Annotated in this window: 16 protein-coding genes; 1 reads left to right on the top strand and 15 read right to left on the bottom strand. The window is 64.7% G+C overall.

Going from position 1 to position 17903, the window contains the following annotated elements:
* Positions 1 to 112 precede the first annotated feature (112 nt).
* The 6 genes from ftsZ to EEB11_RS09540 form a co-directional block, all read right to left on the bottom strand.
* Positions 113 to 1741, bottom strand: a complete 1629-nt coding sequence (gene ftsZ, locus EEB11_RS09565; RefSeq protein WP_135430689.1) for a cell division protein FtsZ — start codon at positions 1739 to 1741, stop codon at positions 113 to 115.
* A gap of 230 nt (positions 1742 to 1971) precedes the next feature.
* On the bottom strand, positions 1972 to 3303 hold the full coding sequence (ftsA, locus tag EEB11_RS09560) for a cell division protein FtsA (protein WP_135430686.1): 1332 nt from the start codon (positions 3301 to 3303) through the stop codon (positions 1972 to 1974).
* Positions 3300 to 4208 carry a cell division protein FtsQ/DivIB gene (locus EEB11_RS09555; RefSeq protein ID WP_135430682.1) on the bottom strand — a complete coding sequence of 303 codons (909 nt, stop codon included), beginning with the start codon at positions 4206 to 4208 and terminating at the stop codon, positions 3300 to 3302. The genes ftsA and EEB11_RS09555 overlap by 4 nt, the downstream gene beginning before the upstream one ends.
* The gene (locus tag EEB11_RS09550; protein WP_167852710.1) at positions 4196 to 5113 is read right to left on the bottom strand and encodes a D-alanine--D-alanine ligase; all 918 of its coding nucleotides are present in this window, start codon (positions 5111 to 5113) and stop codon (positions 4196 to 4198) included. Before EEB11_RS09550 ends, EEB11_RS09555 begins: the two co-directional genes overlap by 13 nt.
* A gap of 59 nt (positions 5114 to 5172) precedes the next feature.
* A complete protein-coding gene (gene murB / locus EEB11_RS09545) occupies positions 5173 to 6093 on the bottom strand; it encodes a UDP-N-acetylmuramate dehydrogenase (RefSeq protein WP_135430678.1) in 921 nt (306 codons plus the stop codon).
* A 135-nt stretch (positions 6094 to 6228) separates the two neighbouring features.
* Positions 6229 to 6612, bottom strand: coding sequence for a PRC-barrel domain-containing protein (locus EEB11_RS09540; RefSeq protein WP_135430674.1), 384 nt, complete (start codon positions 6610 to 6612; stop codon positions 6229 to 6231).
* A gap of 258 nt (positions 6613 to 6870) precedes the next feature.
* Between EEB11_RS09540 and EEB11_RS19775 the strand changes: the two genes are divergently transcribed.
* Positions 6871 to 7170: a hypothetical protein gene (locus EEB11_RS19775; protein WP_210134401.1), complete on the top strand. Its 300-nt coding sequence runs from the start codon at positions 6871 to 6873 to the stop codon at positions 7168 to 7170.
* A gap of 7 nt (positions 7171 to 7177) precedes the next feature.
* Here EEB11_RS19775 and EEB11_RS09530 read toward each other — a convergent pair whose 3' ends face one another.
* From EEB11_RS09530 to EEB11_RS09490, 9 genes are all read right to left on the bottom strand, one after another.
* Positions 7178 to 7435, bottom strand: a complete 258-nt coding sequence (locus EEB11_RS09530; RefSeq protein ID WP_135430670.1) for a DUF2484 family protein — start codon at positions 7433 to 7435, stop codon at positions 7178 to 7180.
* Positions 7432 to 8844, bottom strand: a complete 1413-nt coding sequence (gene murC, locus EEB11_RS09525) for a UDP-N-acetylmuramate--L-alanine ligase (RefSeq protein WP_135430666.1) — start codon at positions 8842 to 8844, stop codon at positions 7432 to 7434. Before murC ends, EEB11_RS09530 begins: the two co-directional genes overlap by 4 nt.
* Complete coding sequence (locus tag EEB11_RS09520) at positions 8844 to 9956, bottom strand: UDP-N-acetylglucosamine--N-acetylmuramyl-(pentapeptide) pyrophosphoryl-undecaprenol N-acetylglucosamine transferase (protein ID WP_135430663.1); 1113 nt, start codon at positions 9954 to 9956, stop codon at positions 8844 to 8846. The genes murC and EEB11_RS09520 overlap by 1 nt, the downstream gene beginning before the upstream one ends.
* A complete protein-coding gene (locus tag EEB11_RS09515; protein WP_135430660.1) occupies positions 9956 to 11119 on the bottom strand; it encodes a peptidoglycan glycosyltransferase FtsW in 1164 nt (387 codons plus the stop codon). The genes EEB11_RS09520 and EEB11_RS09515 overlap by 1 nt, the downstream gene beginning before the upstream one ends.
* Positions 11120 to 11489: 370 nt before the next feature.
* Positions 11490 to 12902 carry a UDP-N-acetylmuramoyl-L-alanine--D-glutamate ligase gene (gene murD / locus EEB11_RS09510; protein WP_135430656.1) on the bottom strand — a complete coding sequence of 471 codons (1413 nt, stop codon included), beginning with the start codon at positions 12900 to 12902 and terminating at the stop codon, positions 11490 to 11492.
* Positions 12903 to 12926: 24 nt separating this feature from the next.
* On the bottom strand, positions 12927 to 13589 hold the full coding sequence (locus tag EEB11_RS09505) for a DUF2161 family putative PD-(D/E)XK-type phosphodiesterase (RefSeq protein ID WP_245298841.1): 663 nt from the start codon (positions 13587 to 13589) through the stop codon (positions 12927 to 12929).
* A gap of 286 nt (positions 13590 to 13875) precedes the next feature.
* Entirely contained in the window at positions 13876 to 14958 is a 1083-nt protein-coding gene (mraY, locus tag EEB11_RS09500; protein ID WP_135430653.1) for a phospho-N-acetylmuramoyl-pentapeptide-transferase, read from the bottom strand.
* Positions 14959 to 16404 carry a UDP-N-acetylmuramoyl-tripeptide--D-alanyl-D-alanine ligase gene (locus tag EEB11_RS09495; protein WP_135430650.1) on the bottom strand — a complete coding sequence of 482 codons (1446 nt, stop codon included), beginning with the start codon at positions 16402 to 16404 and terminating at the stop codon, positions 14959 to 14961.
* Positions 16404 to 17897 carry a UDP-N-acetylmuramoyl-L-alanyl-D-glutamate--2,6-diaminopimelate ligase gene (locus tag EEB11_RS09490; RefSeq protein ID WP_135430646.1) on the bottom strand — a complete coding sequence of 498 codons (1494 nt, stop codon included), beginning with the start codon at positions 17895 to 17897 and terminating at the stop codon, positions 16404 to 16406. The genes EEB11_RS09495 and EEB11_RS09490 overlap by 1 nt, the downstream gene beginning before the upstream one ends.
* Between the last annotated feature and the right edge of the window lie 6 nt (positions 17898 to 17903).

Raw genomic sequence — 17903 nt, 5'->3', positions numbered from 1 at the left:
AACTCACGCTTTGTGTCGCAAAGCTACAGTCACAAAGGTCCGCAACCATCTGATAAAAAACAAAAAAGCCCGCACAACCGGCGGGCTTTCCTGCAATTGTTACAGCCGTGTGTCAGTTCGCCTGCCGGCGAAGAAAGGCTGGAATCTCAATCCGTTCCTGATCAGCGTTGAGTTCCGGCTCTTCGTCGTAAGATGTCACCGGCGGTTGCTGGCGGGCGGGAGCCGGACGCTCGGCCGCCTGCTGCTCATGGCCGCCACCGGCCATGCGGTTGATCAGCGACCCAATGCCAAAGCGTGGACGGGCCTGCTCGGCAGCCTTTTGGGCGACCGATGGTTGCGGGGCAGCCGCCGCCGCAGGGCGGGCGGCAGAGGCCGGTCCGCGCGACACGGCGGCCTGCAACCGGGCCAGCGCTTCGGGCGAAGGTGTGCCTGCGGCTCGCGGGCGGGGTGCGACAAAGGCTGCCGCATCGTCATGCATCGGCACGCCGCGCGAGGGGGCAGCGGGCTGCGGGCGGTAGGCCGGTTCGGGCAGCTCGTCAATGTGGTCATCGACCTGCGGCGCATAGGGTGCGCGGGCCGCTACGGCATCAAACAGTTGCGGCTGCGGTGCTGCGGGCTGAACCGGCTGCGGCGCGGGGGCCATTGCAGTCGGCTGTGGCGCAGGCGCATAGGCTGCGGGTTGCAGGGCGGGAGCCTCGTTCGGGGCGGTCAGATGCGATGGCAGCGGGGCCGCCATCGACCGGCGCGCGACCGGCGTTTCCGCCTTGGCCACCGCGACGTCGATGCCGGTTGCCACGACCGACACGCGCAGCATGCCTTCCATGTTCACATCCAGCGTCGAGCCGACGATGATGTTCGCGTCCGGATCGACCTTCTCGCGGATGATGTTTGCAGCCTCGTCCAGCTCGAACAGGGTCAGATCGTAGCCACCAGTGATGTTGATCAGCACACCCTTGGCGCCATTCAGGCTGATCTCGTCCAGCAGCGGGTTGGCAATCGCCTTTTCCGCCGCCTGAACCGCGCGATCCTCCCCACTGGCCTCGCCGGTGCCCATCATCGCCTTGCCCATTTCGTCCATCACCGCACGCACGTCGGCGAAGTCGAGGTTGATCAGGCCGGGCCGCACCATCAGGTCGGTCACGCCCTTGACGCCTTGGTAAAGCACGTCATCGGCCATCGCGAAGGCTTCGGTAAAGGTCGTGCGCTCATTGGCCAGCCGGAACAGGTTCTGGTTCGGAATGATGATCAGCGTATCGACCACCTTCTGCAGCGCCTCGATCCCGTCTTCGGCCTGCTTCATCCGCTTGGCACCCTCGAACTGGAAGGGTTTTGTCACCACGCCAACGGTCAGCACACCCAATTCGCGCGCGGCCTGCGCAATGATCGGCGCGGCCCCGGTGCCGGTGCCGCCGCCCATGCCGGCGGTGATAAAGCACATGTGCGCGCCAGCCAGATGGTCGACGATTTCCTCGATGGTCTCCTCGGCTGCGGCTGCCCCCACGGTCGGGCGCGCGCCTGCCCCCAGACCTTCGGTCGCCTTGATCCCCATCTGGATCTTCGACGTGGCCTTTGACTGCTGCAGCGCCTGCGCGTCGGTGTTCGCCACAACGAACTCCACCCCTTCAAGGTTCTGCTCGATCATGTTGTTGACCGCGTTGCCCCCTGCCCCACCGACACCAAACACGGTGATCCGGGGCTTCAGCTCTTCGCGCTGCGCGTTCACGATGAAGTTGAGTGCCATTGCCTATCCGCCTGTCTTTTGTTGTGCCGCCAGAGGTCGTCGTGCCACCGCGTCTGATTTCCTGATCGGGCTTCAGGCGTCTGTCCCGGACGCATCTTTCCCCGAATTAACACTTAGAATATCCGCAAGCCCGTCAGTCGTCACTTAAAAAAGCGTCAATACCCCACAAAATATGGGGTATGACAGGGGTTTTTTCAGCGGGATTTCGCCGTCTACACAGAATATAGGGGTTACCAGTTGTCTTTGAACCATTTTACGACCCGCTTCAGCGACCGGGCAGGGTAACGCTCGGTCGGAATTTCAAAGTCCCACCATTCATCCTGCGGATGCGCCGCGAACAGACACAAGCCGACAGTCGACGAAAACGCCGCCCCCGTCGCCGCCTGTGGCAGCCCCTGCACCCGCAGCGGGCGGCCCAGACGTACCCGCTGGCCCAAAATCCGGCTGGCCAGACCGTCCAGCCCCGGAATCTGACTTGCGCCCCCGGTCAGCACGATCTGCTGGCTGGGCAGGCTGTCAAAGCCAGCGGCATCCAAGCGCGCCCGCACCTCTTCCAGAATTTCCTCGACCCTTGGCCGCATGATCCCGATCAGTTCGGTCCGGCTCACCTGACGGCGGTCCTTTTCCCAATCGCCAGAGTCACCGCCGACCTCGATCATCTCGCGGTCGTCCATGCCGGTTGCCTGCACACCGCCATGCTTGGTCTTGATCCGCTCGGCCACCGCCATCGGCACCATCAACCCCTTGGAGATGTCGGAGGTGACATGATCGCCGCCCATCCGCACCGCATCGGCAAAGATCATGTGCTTCTTGATGAACACCGAAAGCCCGGTCGACCCGCCGCCCATGTCGATGCAGGCCGCCCCCAGTTCCTGCTCGTCCTCGACAAGGGCCGAGATACCCGAGACATAGGCAGACGACGCCATCCCCGCCAGTTCCAGATCGCAGCGCTGGATGCAGTGCAGGATGTTCTGCACCACGTTTCCGTCAATCGACAAAAGGTGCATGTCGGTCGCCAGCCGGTTGCCAATCTGCCCGCGCGGATCGCCAAGGCCGGACCGGTGATCCAGCGCAAAGTTCACCGGTTGCGCGTGCAGCACCTCGCGGTCCGGCCCGATGTCAGGCACGTCGCAGGCGGCAAGCACCCGGGCCACATCCTGTTCGGTCACGACTGAATCTTCCAGATCAATCTCGCCCGCCAGCCCATAGCTGCGCGGTTCCGCCCCCGAAAAACAGGCGATCACATGATCGACCCGCACATTGGCCATCTTCTGCGCAGCCTGCACGGCGGTGCGCACCGCGCGTTCGGTTTCCGCCATCACGGTGATCTCGCCAAAGCGCACCCCGCGCGACCGCGTGGTGGCTGCGCCAATCACCCGGAACGACGATTGCCCCGCCATCGGGCCCACCGTGTCATCGCCAAGGCTGCCGATCCCGTCAAAGCGCAGGATCAGACAGGCGATTTTCGAGGTGCCGATGTCCAGAATGGCAATGACACCGCGCTGCATGGCGGCGCGGCGCATGTTCCGCATGGCGCGTTGCGCCTGATAAAGGTCGGTCATAGCTCGCTCCCGCTGGTGTCGATGCCCTGTGATTGCCGCAACTGAGTCAGCGCATAAGGCGCAAGCCGCAGCACGGGGCGGTGTTCTGTTCGTAGGTCCACGGCAAGAATATCCCGCCCCAGCAGGTCGCCGGCCTGATGCAGGGCGATCAGCCGCTCGATGGCGGCAATCGGCTGATCCTGCGGCAGCAGGATGCGCTGGTTGCGGTCCAGAACCACATCCCAACGCCGTTCCCCCACCCGGACCAGCCCGCGCACCCGTGGCAAGATCGGCGCGGCGGCCTGTAGCAGCGCCAATGCTTCGGGGGTGGCACTGTCGGCGGCATCCCCGGCGATGATCGGCAAATCGGGCCGGTCACTGCGCGCGCCAAGGCTGGCCACCCGGTGACCGGTGGCATCCAGCATCTCGATCCCGTCGTCGGTGCGCCACAACAGCGCCGGCACGCGTTCGGTGATCGCCACCTCCAGCACGCCGCCCGACCGCACGATCAGATCGGCCCGCGCAATCGCGTCCAGTTCCTGAATGCGTGCCCGCGCCGCGCCAAGGTCGATATCGAACGACGATTGCGGCAGCTTCAAGTCCAGCCGCGCCCGCACCGCATCTGCCAACTCGGGCGAGGCACCGACCACCGACACCAAGTCTACCATGAATTCCGGTCGGTTCTGAAATTGCGTCCGGATTTCAGTGATCCCGCCAGAAATCATGTCGCGCCGGTTCTGATCGGCCAAAAAGATCCCCACGGTGGACACCAGCACAAATGTCGGCAAGCCCACGCGGAACATGACCCTGAACAGCGGCGTCAGCCACAGCCGCTGCATCCGGTAGGCCCACTTGGTCGGGGCCGGGTCACGGCGCAGTGGAATGGCCGCCAATGTGGCACGGCGTGGCGCGTTCAGCGGTTGCATGACGCATCCTCCACGATCCAGCGGCAAAGCTCGGGAAACGGGATGCCCATATGCGCCGCCTGTTCAGGCGACAGCGATGTCGGCGTCATTCCCGGCTGGGTGTTGGTTTCCAGCAGGATCAAGCCGTCCAGCCCCTTGGCCTCATCCCAGCGGATATCGGTGCGGCTCAGGCCACGGCAGCCCAATGCCCGGTGCGCGCGCAGGGCATAGTCCAGACAGGCGGCCTCGACCTCAGCCGGGATCTGGGCGGGCACCTCATGGCGGCTGCCACCGGGTTTGTACTTGGCGTCATAGTCATACCAGCCATCGGTGATGATATCGGTCACGCACAGCGCCCGGTCGCCCATCACCGAAATCGACAGCTCCCGTCCCGGCGCATAGGCTTCGACCATCACCGTCGCGGGCATCGCGGCGGCCAGACGCGGCGCATTGCTGCCCGGATGCACGATATACACCCCGACGGATGAGCCTTCGTTGTTGGGCTTGACCACATAGGGCGGCGGCAGCACGTGGCCCTCCTCGACCGCTGCACGCGGCACGATCACCGACTCCGCCACCGGCAGGTTGGCAGCGCGGTAGACGTCCTTGGTGCGCTGTTTGTCCATCGCCAGTGAAGACGCCAGCACCCCGGAATGCGTGTAAGGAATCCGCAACCATTCCAGCATACCCTGTACACAACCGTCTTCGCCCCAGCGGCCATGCAGGGCGTTGAAAACCACATCGGGGGATATGTCTTTCAGCCGTGCGGGCAGGTCCGGGCCGGCATCAACCTCGACCACGTCAAATCCCGCCTCGCGCAGCGCATTTCCACAGGCATTGCCTGTGGACAAGGAAACCTCCCGCTCTGCGGATGGCCCACCCATGATAACCGCCACGCGGGACACCTTGCCAAGTGTTCCCGCCATTTACTGCCTCTCGGGTCGCTTTGGACCCTTATTCTTGTTATTTTGCGGACCGTTGACTGTTACGGCTCACCGATCCGCATGATTTCCCACTCTAACGTGATCCCGCTGGTTTGGAAAACCTTTTTTCGCACCGCCTCGCCCAGATTTTCCAGATCGGCGGCAGTAGCCCCCCCGGCATTGATCAGGAAATTCGAATGCATCGGGCTCATCTGCGCGCCACCAAGGGTGGCCCCCCGCATTCCGGCGTCGTCAATGACTTTCCAGGCCTTCAGCGCATGGCTGTCATCGGCCCGACCGGTTGACGAGTGCCCGACCGGATTACGAAAAGTTGATCCTGCACTGCGGTCTTTCACCGGCTGGCTGGCATCGCGCTTGGCGATCTGTTCTTCCATCCGCTGCTGCAAAGCGGCCGGGTCTCCGCGCCCTGCCCGGAACGTGGCACGCACCACCACCGCACTTTCAGGCAGGTCCGACTTGCGATAGCGCAGGCCTAGCGCTGAGGCTGGCAGATCAACGACCTGACCGTCACGCAGCACAACGCGGACCTCCTCCAGGACATCCGCGACATAAGACCCGTAGCACCCGGCATTCATCCGCACAGCGCCGCCGATGCTGCCCGGAATCGTGCGCAGGAATGTCAGGTCCAGCCCCGCCTCGGCCGCGCGGCGCGCCACATGCGCATCAAGCGCCGCCGCACCGGCGGTCACGCGGCTTTGGTCAATCTCAATCCCGTTGAACCCGCGCCCCAACCGGATCACCACGCCCCGCAACCCACCGTCCCGCACGATCAGGTTCGACCCGACCCCCATCGGGAACACAGCCACGTCAGAGGGCAGCGCCGCCAGAAACGCCGCCAGATCATCCTCATCCGCTGGCTGAAACAGCCAGTCCGCCGGTCCGCCCACCCGCAGCCAGGTCAGATCGGCCAAAGACCGGTTCGGTGTCAGAGTGCCGCGCGGGGTGGGAAGGGTCTGGGTCATCCCCCTTGGTATCCGTGCGGGCCGCCCAAACACAAGGCCCGGCACAAACGAAAGCGGGTGCAGCAGTGCTGCACCCGCCCCCAGGTTACTGGATCTCGGCTCACCTATACTCGGTCAGCGCGGCGACCCTCATCCTCAGAGCCAGTAAGGGGCCACACCGTAATATTCATGGCTGCGCTGCTGCCAGTCGCGGTCCTCGCGCCAGCTGTCGTCCTGCTGGGGCGCATTCTCAAGCTGCTCCCTCGTCAGGTCGGTAACATATCCCTCGCGGGAAGTGTCATACTTCAGCTTCCCGAACGGAATGGCATGGTGGTCACTGCCCATCCCCAGAAAGCCGCCGAATTGCAGCACGCCATAAACGGTTTTGCCCGAAGACGTATCGATCATCACATCATCAATATGCCCCAGCTCGTCGCCCGTCGGGCTGTACACCCGGGTGCCCTGGATGGCCTTGCCCGAAATCAGGCTGTTGCCTGTCGGATTGGTCGATGCGGTATCCGCAAAAGATTGGGTTTGCATAGCAAGTCCTCCTTTTAAGGCAGACCCGGTCATGAGTGACCTTTCCGTCTGCCGTACACAAGAACAACGGTCCAAAGCCACCGTGGTTCCGGCAAAACTGAGGAAGCGGGCCGGGCAAGGGTGCTCCAGACATGCCTGGTCAAAGGAACATGTGCAAAATACGGCAAAACGCTGAAACCATCGCATGAAGACGGAACGCCACCCCCCAGCACCGCGTTGAATTCAATCAAGGACCAAATTCAATCAAGGAGGACAGCCATGGCTTTCCCATATCTGCGATCCACCATCCTGCCGCTGGTCATCGGCTGCGTTGCCGGGATCGTCGTCATTGCGGGCCTGACGGCAGGCTACTATGGTTGGCAGCTTTTTGCCGTCGCCGTTATCACAGGTGTTATCGTCGGCGTACCGTTCGGCCTGTGGAACGTCCGCCGCATGCGCGCCACACCTCCGCTGACCCGGCCAGCAAGCCCCACGATGGACCCCAGCGCAGCGGCGCGCGAGATGGACCCAGGCCGCGCCGAACCCTATCCGCCCGCCCCCGATCAGGGCCGCTCGTAAGCGCGGTTCATTCTGCCGGGGCGCCGTTCTTGCTGCGCAACCAGCGCCAGAAATGGATCAGCGGCCAGCGCAGGACACTGGCCCCTGCTGCAAGGATCAGCATCCCCCAGACCGGGCCGTTTTGCGCGGTGACCCAACCCACCAACGGGATTCCGATGGCAATCAAGACGTAGGCCGCGCGCCAGTGGTGGTCACGGCTGGGCAGCATCGCCACGACATTCGCGGCAACCAACCAAAGCAATGCGGCACCAAGCGCGCTGATCATGCGGCTTTCTCCACCAGTTTGGCGGCCAGATTGTTTGCCCAGGTGCTGATCGTCCCCGCGCCAAGGCAGACAAACATGTCTCCGGGCCGCGCCTGTTCGCGGAACAGGCGGGCCAGATCGGCCTCATCAATCACCGCGCGTGCATGGCGGTGGCCATGGGCGATCAGCCCGGCCACCAGATCATCGCGACTTGCTCCGGGAATGGGGTCTTCCCCTGCCGAATACACCTCGGAAATCGCCACCACATCCGCTTCGTTGAAACAGGTGCAAAAATCCTCGAAAAGGCTCGACAACCGGCTGTAGCGGTGCGGCTGATGTACCGCGATCACCCGGCCCTTGGTCGATTGCCGCGCCGCGCGCAGCACGGCGGCAATCTCCACCGGGTGGTGGCCATAGTCGTCGATGATGGTCACGCCGTTCACCTCGGCCACGCGTGTAAACCGGCGGTTCACCCCGGCAAAGCTGGCAAGCGCCTCGCGGATCTCTTCTTTCTTCATACCCAGATGCCGCGCCACCGCAATCGCCGACAGCGCGTTTGACACGTTGTGATCGCCCGGCATCGGCAGCACACAGCCTTCGATTTTCGACCCATCGTCTTCGTTATTCAACAGCACATCAAAATAAGCACTGCCGTTTTCGAACCGCAGATTTACCGCCCGCACATCGGCCTGCGCGTTGAAGCCAAAGGTCACGATCCGCCGGTCGGCGACCCGACCCACCAGCGCCTGCACCTCGGCATGGTCGGTGCAGCACACCGCCAGCCCGTAGAACGGGATGTTCGACACGAAATCGAGGAACCCTTTGCGCAGGGCATCAAAGCTGCCCCAATGTTCCATATGCTCGGGGTCGATGTTGGTGACGATAGCAATGGTCGCGGGCAGACGGTTGAAGGACCCGTCCGACTCGTCTGCCTCCACCACCATCCACTCGCCCGCCCCCGCACGCGCGTTGGAGCCATAGGAATGGATAACCCCGCCGTTGATCACCGTGGGGTCAAACCCGCCCTTGTCCAGCAGCGTCGCCACCATTGTGGTCGTCGTGGTCTTGCCGTGGGTGCCCGCCACCGCGATATTGGACCGCAACCGCATCAGTTCCGCCAGCATCTCGGCCCGGCGCACCACGGGCAGCTTGCGCCGCCGCGCCTCTTCAAGCTCGGGGTTGCCCTTCTTGATGGCTGACGACACCACGATCACCGCCGCCGCGCCGATGTTCTCCGTCGCCTGCCCCTCGAACACGGTGGCCCCCAGGCTGACCAGCCGGTCAGTGATCTTGCTGGCCTTGGAATCCGACCCCTGAACGGTATAGCCCAGCGTCATCAGCACCTCGGCGATGCCCGACATGCCAATCCCGCCGATACCCACAAAATGGATCGGCCCCAGCTCCAGTGGCAGTTTGGTGGCGGCATTCATTACGGGGTTCCTTCTGGCGGGACTTCGGCGACAAGCGCTTCGACAAGCGCCACCAACCGGTCGGTGGCATCTGGACGGCCTTGGCCCAAAGCATTGGCGGCCATCAGGGTAGCGGCGTCGGGCTGCGACAACACCGCCGCCATGTGGCCGCTGAGGCCAGTCGCGTCAAGCAGCTTTTCCGGAATCACGATGGCCGCCCCGGCCCCGGACAGCCCCCGCGCATTGGCGCTTTGGTGATCCCCGGTCGCCGCAGCATAGGGAATCAGGATCGCAGGCCGCCCGATCACCGAAATATCTGCAATCGACGATGCGCCGGAACGTGAAACCACCAGCTGCGCCTCGCTCAACCGCGCCGGGATGTCGGTAAAGAACGGCTGCACCTCCGCCCTGATGCCCGCCTCGGCGTAAACCGCGACCACCCGGTCGATATCCTCGGCCCGCGCCTGATGCGCCACCCGCAGATTGCGGCGGATCGCATCGGGCAGCAGCGCCACCGCCTCCGGCACCACATCCGACAGGATGCGCGCACCTTGGCTTCCGCCGATCACCACCAAAGACATCGGGTAATCACCGGGCGCGATATAGCCCGCCCCCGCCCGGTCCAGCACCGCCAGCCGCACCGGGTTGCCGGTATGCACCCCCGCCACGCCTTCGGGCAGATCGGTCGGCCAAGTGCCACAGGCCACCCGGTCCACGCGCGGGGCAAACAGCGTGTTCACCCGCCCCAGCACGCCGTTCTGTTCATGGATCATCCTTGGCCTACGCAGCACCCATGCCGCCGCCAGCGCCGGAATTGTTGGATAGCCACCAAATCCCACCACCACCGCAGGCCGGTCGCGCAACTGTGCCACCACCGCGCCCAGCACGCCGCCCGCAATGCGGAACGGCACCAAAGCCCGTGTCAGCATCCCGCCACGCGCAAAGGTGGCCGAGGCCACCTGCTCCACCGCCACCACATGCGGAAAGCCGCCCGCATAACGCGCGCCGCGTGCATCGGTCGACAGTTTCACCCGCCAGCCCTTGCGCACCATCGCCTCGGCCAGGGCTTGTGCGGGGAACATATGCCCCCCGGTGCCGCCCGCCGCGATCAGAAGCAAAGGTCCGCGCGCCATCACCGCCCCCTGCGCAGAATGTCGCCAATCTCGCCCTGCGGGCGCGTGCGGGTCAGGGCCAGCAGCATCCCCACCGTGATGCCTGCCGCAATGACCGACGACCCGCCATAGCTGACAAAGGGCAGCGTCATCCCCTTGGCGGGCAGCAACCGCACCGCCACGCCCATGTTGATCATCGCCTGCACGCCAAAGATGCAGGCAAGCCCGGTGCCTGCCAGCCGGATGAACGGGTCACGCTCCCGCATCAGCCGGAACAGGCTGCGCACCACGATGGTGCCGTACAGCGCCAGAATGATCAGCACCAGAATAAGCCCGTATTCTTCTGCCGCGACCGCGATAATGAAATCGGTATGCGCGTCCGGAAGCGTCCATTTCACCTGCCCCTCACCGACGCCGACGCCGAAAAAGCCGCCTTCCTGAATCGCATTGGTGGCATAGCCAATCTGGCTGCGCGGGTCGATCTCGGGGTTCAGAAACCCGTCGATCCGCCGGGCAAAGTGCTCCGAGCTTTCATAGGCGACCGTCCCGCCAAAGCTGACAATCCCCAGAATAACCGCGATCAGCGTCATCGGTGCCCCGGCCACGAAATAGATCACGCCCCAGCCGAACAGGATCAGCGCCGCCTGCCCGAAATCAGGCTGGATCGCCAGCAGCATCACCACCACAAAGGTCAGCCCGAACGAGACCGATTTGCCGGGCGGACCGTTCAGATCCTGCCCCGCCGCCATCAGCCAGGCCACGATCACCATGAACCCGGGCTTCAGAAACTCTGACGGCTGCACCGACGCAAAGCCAAAGGAAAACCAGCGCACCGCCCCCTTGCCGAAATCGGTGCCGAACATCGGCAGCAGCATCAGCGCGACAAAGGCCCCGGCAAAGCCGATGACCCCCAAGCGCCGGATCATCACCGGCGGCATCATCGAAACCCCGGCCATAGTGAACAGTGCGATCACGCCAAACACCGCTTGCCGCTGCACATAATAGAAATCATCCAGCCCGTTGCGGCTTGCAAGCGGCACCGATGCCGCAAGCCCCAACAGCAGGCCAATGCCGAACAGAACCATCACAGCGGTCAGGGACCATTTGTCGATGGTGCGCCACCAACGGGGAAGCACCGGCTCTGTCACCCGAACGGGACTGGAGCCATAGACCATTTCAGTCATGGGAAAACCGCCTGTAATGCCTGCACTGCCGATTGCCCGTTTGCCGGGTCTGTCTAAAACTCTACTCAATACGACGTCGTAAAGCCAGCAGAAAGCAGCGCCGCCACGGGCCACTGCCACGCCCGTTTCAGGGCCAAGGTCCCCCTTCTCGCGCGCTGTCAAGGCACTCTGCGTCAAAGGATCTGCTGCTTTGCCAAATATTCCCGCCGGAGGCATCCGCACCCAGCCGAGGGGGCCGCCATGTGACCTGCGGGCAATTCGGTAAAATTGCCAGGCCCAACATAGGGCCAAGCCATTGTTTTAAAATAATATAAAAACGGCCTGCTGTGTTGCACCCTGCCCTTATCCCAGAAAAATGGCTGGGCTGCTCCTAGTCGCCGCCCGTCTCCGTCACCACCTGCACCTGCGCCACAAAATCATCGCCCCGTTTTTCAAAGTTGGGATATTGGTCAAAACTGGCCGCCGCCGGGGCCAGAAGCACCACCTCGCCCGCTTCCGCCTCGGCCGCGGCGCGGGCCACGGCCTGCGCCATGGTCCCGCAGATCTCATGCGGGGTATCGCCCAGCTGCAAGGCAAAATCGCGCGCGGAATGGCCGATCAGATAGGCCTTCACCACCGACCCGAGGAAGGGCCGCAAACCCGCAATCCCACCGTCCTTGCCCATCCCGCCCGCAATCCAGCGAATGGCCGGAAAGGCCTGCAGCGCCTTGGCCGCGCTGTCGACATTGGTGGCCTTCGAGTCGTTGATGAAGCGCACCCCGCCACGCTCGCCCACCAGCTGGCTACGATGCGGCAGGCCGGCGAACGTCCCGAACGCCCCCTCGATCAGCTTCGGCGCAATTCCCAGCGCCCGGCATGCCGCATAGGCCGCGCAGGCGTTCTGGTGATTATGCGCCCCCGGAAGACCCGAAACCTCGCGCAGGTCGATGTTCGCCACCTGCCGCCCCTTGCGCCATTCCGACAAAAAGCCCTTGCGGGCAAAGACGGCCCAGCCGAACTGGTCCAGCTTTTGTCCCGACGAGATCCGGATCACCCGGTCATCCTGCGGGCCCATACCCAACTGGTTGGCCAGAAACTGCCCCTCCACCTCATCCACCCCGATCACCGCCCGGTCCGGCCCGCCTTCGGCAAACAGCCGCCGCTTGGCCGCAAAATAACCGCCCATGCCATTGTGCCGGTCCAGATGGTCGGGCGACAGGTTGGTGAAGACCGCCACATCCGGCGTCAGCGCCCGGGCCAGATCGGTCTGATAACTGGACAGTTCCAGCACCACCACCTCGCCGTCCTGCGCGGGGTCGATTGACAGCACCCCCTTGCCGATGTTCCCCGCCATCTGCACGGGCCTGCCCGCGACCTCCAGAATATGGTGGATCAGCGCCGTAGTGGTCGACTTGCCGTTCGACCCGGTCACGCAGACCACGCGTGGCATCACCTCGAAATCTTCCCAGTCCGATGCGGCGAAGCTGCGGAAAAACAGGCCGATGTCATTGTCCAGCGGCACCCCTTCGGCCAGCGCGCGCGCCAGGATCTTGTTGGGGGTCGGATACAGGTGCGGGATGCCAGGGCTGGTGATCAGGCAGGCCACACCGTCAAAGGCGTTCGCCCGGGTCAGATCGGTGAGGGTGAAGCCTTCGGCTTCGGCCTTTGCGCGCGCCTCGGGGCTGTCGTCCCACAGCAGCGGCTCTGCCCCGCCCGCGATCAACGCGCCGGCTGTGGCGAGGCCAGAGCGACCGAGGCCCAGAACGGCAACCTTTGCGCCTGCATAGCCCTTGACTGGAATCATCTGCCGCCCCTTTTTATTGATCCCTCACGGGATAGGGGATGGCGGCGCATGTTGGAAGAGGGCGCCATGGCCAGCGGGGGACAGCGTGTAGCGGCCCTTGGCGGGATGATCGAACCAGCCGTAGTGATTGTCCCGCAGGAACGCGCCCGCCCGGGTGACCCCGGTGGCCCGGGCGAGCACTGCCGGGCTGGTGCCTTCGGCCAACGGTGCCAACGCGGCGGCAAGGCGCAGGGCGTCCTGGCGGTAGGCGGTCATCCGTTTGATGCCGGTGGTACCGCCGGTGTTGGGGTCGCCGTCGCGCTTCTGAAACTCGCGCAGCATGCGGGCGGCTTTGGTGATGTTCTTGCGGGGTTGATAGGGCGCGGGGTCGAGGTGCGGCTCCACCCTGCCCTCGCGGACCGTCAGCAGTCCGAGGCCGAGGCGGCGCAGGAGGGCCGTCAGGTCGCGGTAGCGGTGGGTCCATTTTATGGGCTGGGGGACGGCGAGGTAGACGTGGTCAAACAGCCCCTGCCGCGCCACGCCCTGCAGGATCAGGGGCAGGTTGAGAGCGGTCTTCAGTTCCACGATCACCGGCGGGTCGGGGTCGCGGCAGGCCATGACATCCGCCGCCCCCACCTCGGCCTTGACGGTATAGCCCTGGGCTTCGAGGAAGGCTTTGACGGGGTGGTATAGGTCGGATTCTTTCAAGGGATGCCCACTGTGCTGCAGAGAGGTGGGGTGAGTTATATCAATAGCTTGGGTCTTTGAGGTTAAAGAACTTTAACGTTTTGACGATCGAAAGGATTGGGGCGGGAGGGTGATCCGGTTGGGATATGGTGGCAGGATTGCGCTTTTGGCGGGCGGCGACAAGGGTGGCGGGGTGAACCCCGCCCTACCTTTTGGTGTGGCGTTGCGCGGGCCCGGTGGGTGGCACCGGTGCAAAGCCCCGGGGGCACCCACCAAGCGACGGTGGTTTGGTGCGGCCCATATGCCGTCACCGCACCTTGAGCGTCGCCAGACCGATCAGGGCGAGGATCAGGCTGATGATCCAGAAGCGGATCACGATCTGGGGTTCGGCCCAGCCTTTTTTCTCGAAATGGTGGTGGATCGGGGCCATCAGGAACACCCGTTTGCCGGTGCTTTTGAAGTAGAGCACCTGAATGATGACCGAAAGTGCCTCGACCACGAACAGGCCGCCGACGATGGCGAGGACGATTTCGTGCTTGGTGCAGACCGCAATAGCACCCAGCGCGCCGCCGAGGGCGAGGCTGCCGGTGTCGCCCATGAACACCGCCGCAGGCGGAGCGTTGTACCACAAAAAGCCCATGCCGCCGCCGAACAGGGCGGCACAGAAGATCAGGAGTTCCCCGGTGCCGGGCACGAAGTGGACGCCCAGATAGGTGGTGTAATTGAAGTTGCCAACGACATAGGCGATCACCCCGAAGGTGCCGGCGGCGATCATCACCGGCATGATGGCAAGGCCATCAAGCCCGTCAGTCAGGTTTACCGCATTGGCAGAGCCCACGATGACGATCATCCCGAAGGGAATGAAGAAGAAAGACATGTTCAGCAGCAGGTCTTTCAGGAACGGAAACGCCAGCTGGCTGGTCAGTTCCGGCGGGTGGAAGCTGGCGGCCGCAAAGGTGGCGAGGGCGGCGATCACCAGACCAGCGGTGAACCGGACCTTGCCCGAGACACCCTTGGTGGTTTGTTTGGTGACCTTGGCATAGTCATCGGCAAAACCGATCAGGCCGAAGGCAAGGGTGACCAGCAGCACGATCCAGACATAAGGGTTGTCGAGCCGCGCCCAGAGCAGGGTGGAGAACAGCAGGGCCGACAGGATCAGCAGCCCCCCCATAGTGGGCGTGCCTGCCTTGGCGAAATGCGAGGCCGGGCCATCATCGCGGATCGGCTGACCCTTGCCCTGCTTGCGGCGCAGGATGTTGATCAGGGGCTGGCCGAACATGAACCCGAAGATCAGCGCGGTCAGAAAGGCACCACCGGCGCGGAAAGTGATGTAGCGGAAGAGGTTGAAAAAATCCCCTCCGCCGGAAAACTCGGTCAGCAGATACAGCATTCAGGCGGTCCCTTCTGTTGGGGCGTTGCCTTGGCCCATTTTGCGCAGGGCGTCAACGACGAGGCTGACCTTTGATCCCTTGGAGCCTTTGACGAGAATGATGTCGCCTGCATCCACCAGCTGGCGGGCGTGGGCGGCAAGGTCGGCGGCGGTGTCGACCCATTCGCCGCGCTGGGGGCGCGGCAGGGCGGCGTGCAGGGCGCGCATGCGCGGGCCGACGCAATGGATGGTATTGATGGCGGTCAGGCCCGGATGGCGGGCGATGGCGACGTGGAGCGCGGTTTCTGTGGGGCCGAGTTCCAGCATGTCGCCCAGAATCGCAATGCGGCGACCCTGCCCCACGCGGCCCACACCGTTTTCGGGCCGGGCAGCGATAAGGACATCGAGACTGGCGGCCATCGAGGCCGGGTTGGCGTTGAAGGCGTCGTCGATCAGTTGAAAGCTGGTCTCGTCAATGCGGTCGAGCAGGATGGTTTCGCGGGTGCCGCGCCCGACGGGGGGCTGCCAGTTGCCGATGTCACAGGCGGCGATGGTGGCGTCACAGCCAAGCGCGTCGGCCACGGCGAGGGCGGCAAGCGCGTTGAGAGCGAAGTGTTTGCCCGGGGTGCGGACCTTGAACAGCAGGGGGGCACCATTGCGGGTGGCGCGGACCACGGTGGCGTCATCGGTGATCTGCGCGTGGTCCATGTGGTAGTGTGCGACGGGGCTGGTGCCGAAGAGCACAGCGCTTGCCCCGGCGGCGGCGGCTTTGGCCAGCAGGATCGGCGTGGTGGGCAGGTCGGCGTTCAGGATGGCAATGCCGTCTGGCATGAGGCCATCCATGATGGCGGCCTTTTCATGGGCAATGGCCTCAACATCCGGGAAGGCTTCCAGATGGGCGGGGGCGACGATCGTGATCAGGATCACATGGGGCTGCGCCATGCGCGCAAGGGGGGCAATTTCGCCGGGGTGGTTCATGCCGATCTCGATCACCGCGAAGTCGGCATCGACGGGCATGCGGGCAAGGGTCAGGGGCACGCCCCAGTGGTTGTTGTAGCTGGCCTCGGCGGCATGGACGCGGCCTTGGCCTGCAAGGATAGCGCGCAACATCTCCTTGGTGGAGGTCTTGCCGACCGATCCGGTGACGCCGACGACTTTGGCGCGCGTCCGGGCACGGGCAAAGGTGCCCATATGTTCCAGCGCTTCGAGCACATCTGGCACGATCAGAAGGGGGGCATCGGCGGCCACGCCGTCGGGGCGGTGCGTGACAAGGGCGGCGGCGGCACCTTTGGCAAGGGCCTGCGCCACAAAGTCATGGCCGTCGCGCGCGTCTTTCAGCGCCACGAACAGGTCGCCCGGTTGCAGGCTGCGGGTGTCGATGGACACGCCGCTGGCCTGCCACGGCGCTGTTGTCGTGCCGCCAGTGGCTTTGACGGCATCGGCAGAGGTCCAGAGGGCCACGGTCATCAGATCACCCCGTCAAGGGCGGCGACGGCGACGCTGGCCTGTTCCACATCGTCGAAGGGATAGACCTGTCCAGCGATGGTCTGGCCGGTTTCGTGCCCCTTGCCCGCGATCAGCAGGGCATCGCCGGGTTGCAGCGCATCGACACCGCGCAGGATGGCCTCGGCGCGGTCGCCCACCTCGGTCGCCTCGGGACAGGCGGCCATGATGGCTGCGCGGATGCTCGCCGGGTCTTCGGAGCGCGGGTTGTCGTCGGTGACGTAGAGCACGTCGGCATGGGCGGCGGCGGCGGCGCCCATCAGCGGGCGTTTGGTGGTGTCGCGGTCGCCACCTGCGCCGAACACGATGACGATGCGGCCCATGACATGTGGGCGCAGGGCGCGCAGCGCGGTTTCAATGGCATCGGGGGTATGGGCGTAATCAACATAGACCGCCGCGCCATTGCTGCGGGTGGCGGCAAGCTGCATACGGCCGCGCACCCCGGTCAGCTTCGGCAGGGTGGCGAACACCGCCTGCGGATCATCGCCCGAGGCGATGGCGAGGCCTGCCGCCAAAGCGACATTCTCGGCCTGAAAGCCGCCAATAAGGTTCAGGCGGGTCATGTGCGGCTGGCCCTGCCACGAGAATCGCAGATCCTGCCCGGTAGCGTCATAGCGCTGCGACAGCAGCCGCAGGTCGGCGCCCTTGCCGTGGCCGATGGTCATGGTGGGCAGGCCACGGTCGAGACACAGTTCCACGATATCCGAGCCATGCGCGCCGTTCAGGTTGACCACGGCCACCGCGTCATCGGGCAACAGGCGGGTGAACAGCGCGGCCTTGGCCTGCAGATACGCCTCCATCGTGCCGTGGTAGTCCAGATGATCCTGCGTCAGGTTGGTGAACCCGGCGGCGCAGAGGCGCACGCCGTCCATCCGGCGCTGGTCAAGGCCGTGGCTGGAGGCCTCCATCGCGCCATGGGTCACGCCGGCCCGTGCCGCCTGTTCCAGCATGGCGTGCAGGGTGATCGCGTCGGGCGTGGTGTGGGCGGAGGCGGCGGTCCATGCGCCCTCTACCCCGGTGGTACCGATGTTGATGGCGGGGTGGTCCAGCGCTTCCCAGATCTGCCGGGTGAACGTGGCGACAGAGGTTTTGCCATTGGTGCCGGTGACGGCAACCATGCGGGCGGGCTGGGCCCCGAACCACAGGCTGGCGGCGCGGGCCAGTGCTTCGCGCGCGTCTTCGACCACCACCACCGGGGTTGGCCCCGCGGGCAGCAGGCGCGCGCCAGCTGTGTCGGTCAGGATGGCCGCGGCGCCCTGCTCAATCGCGGTGGCAGCAAAACTTGCGCCGTGGACCCGGCTGCCCGGAAGGGCTGCAAAGAGAAAGCCGGGCTGCACCGCCCGGCTGTCGACCGTGAGGCCCACGATGGCCGGGTTTGCCCCGGCCCGGGGCGTCAACCCCAGATCTGCCAGTGTCGCGCGGCGGGTTGCGCGAGGATTTTCCCGGTGCGGTGCCATGTCATG

Origin of the sequence: Pseudotabrizicola sediminis (assembly GCF_004745575.1) — a bacterium.
Taxonomy (GTDB): Bacteria; Pseudomonadota; Alphaproteobacteria; order Rhodobacterales; family Rhodobacteraceae; genus Pseudotabrizicola; species Pseudotabrizicola sediminis.
This window is presented reverse-complemented; position numbering and strand designations above follow the sequence as displayed.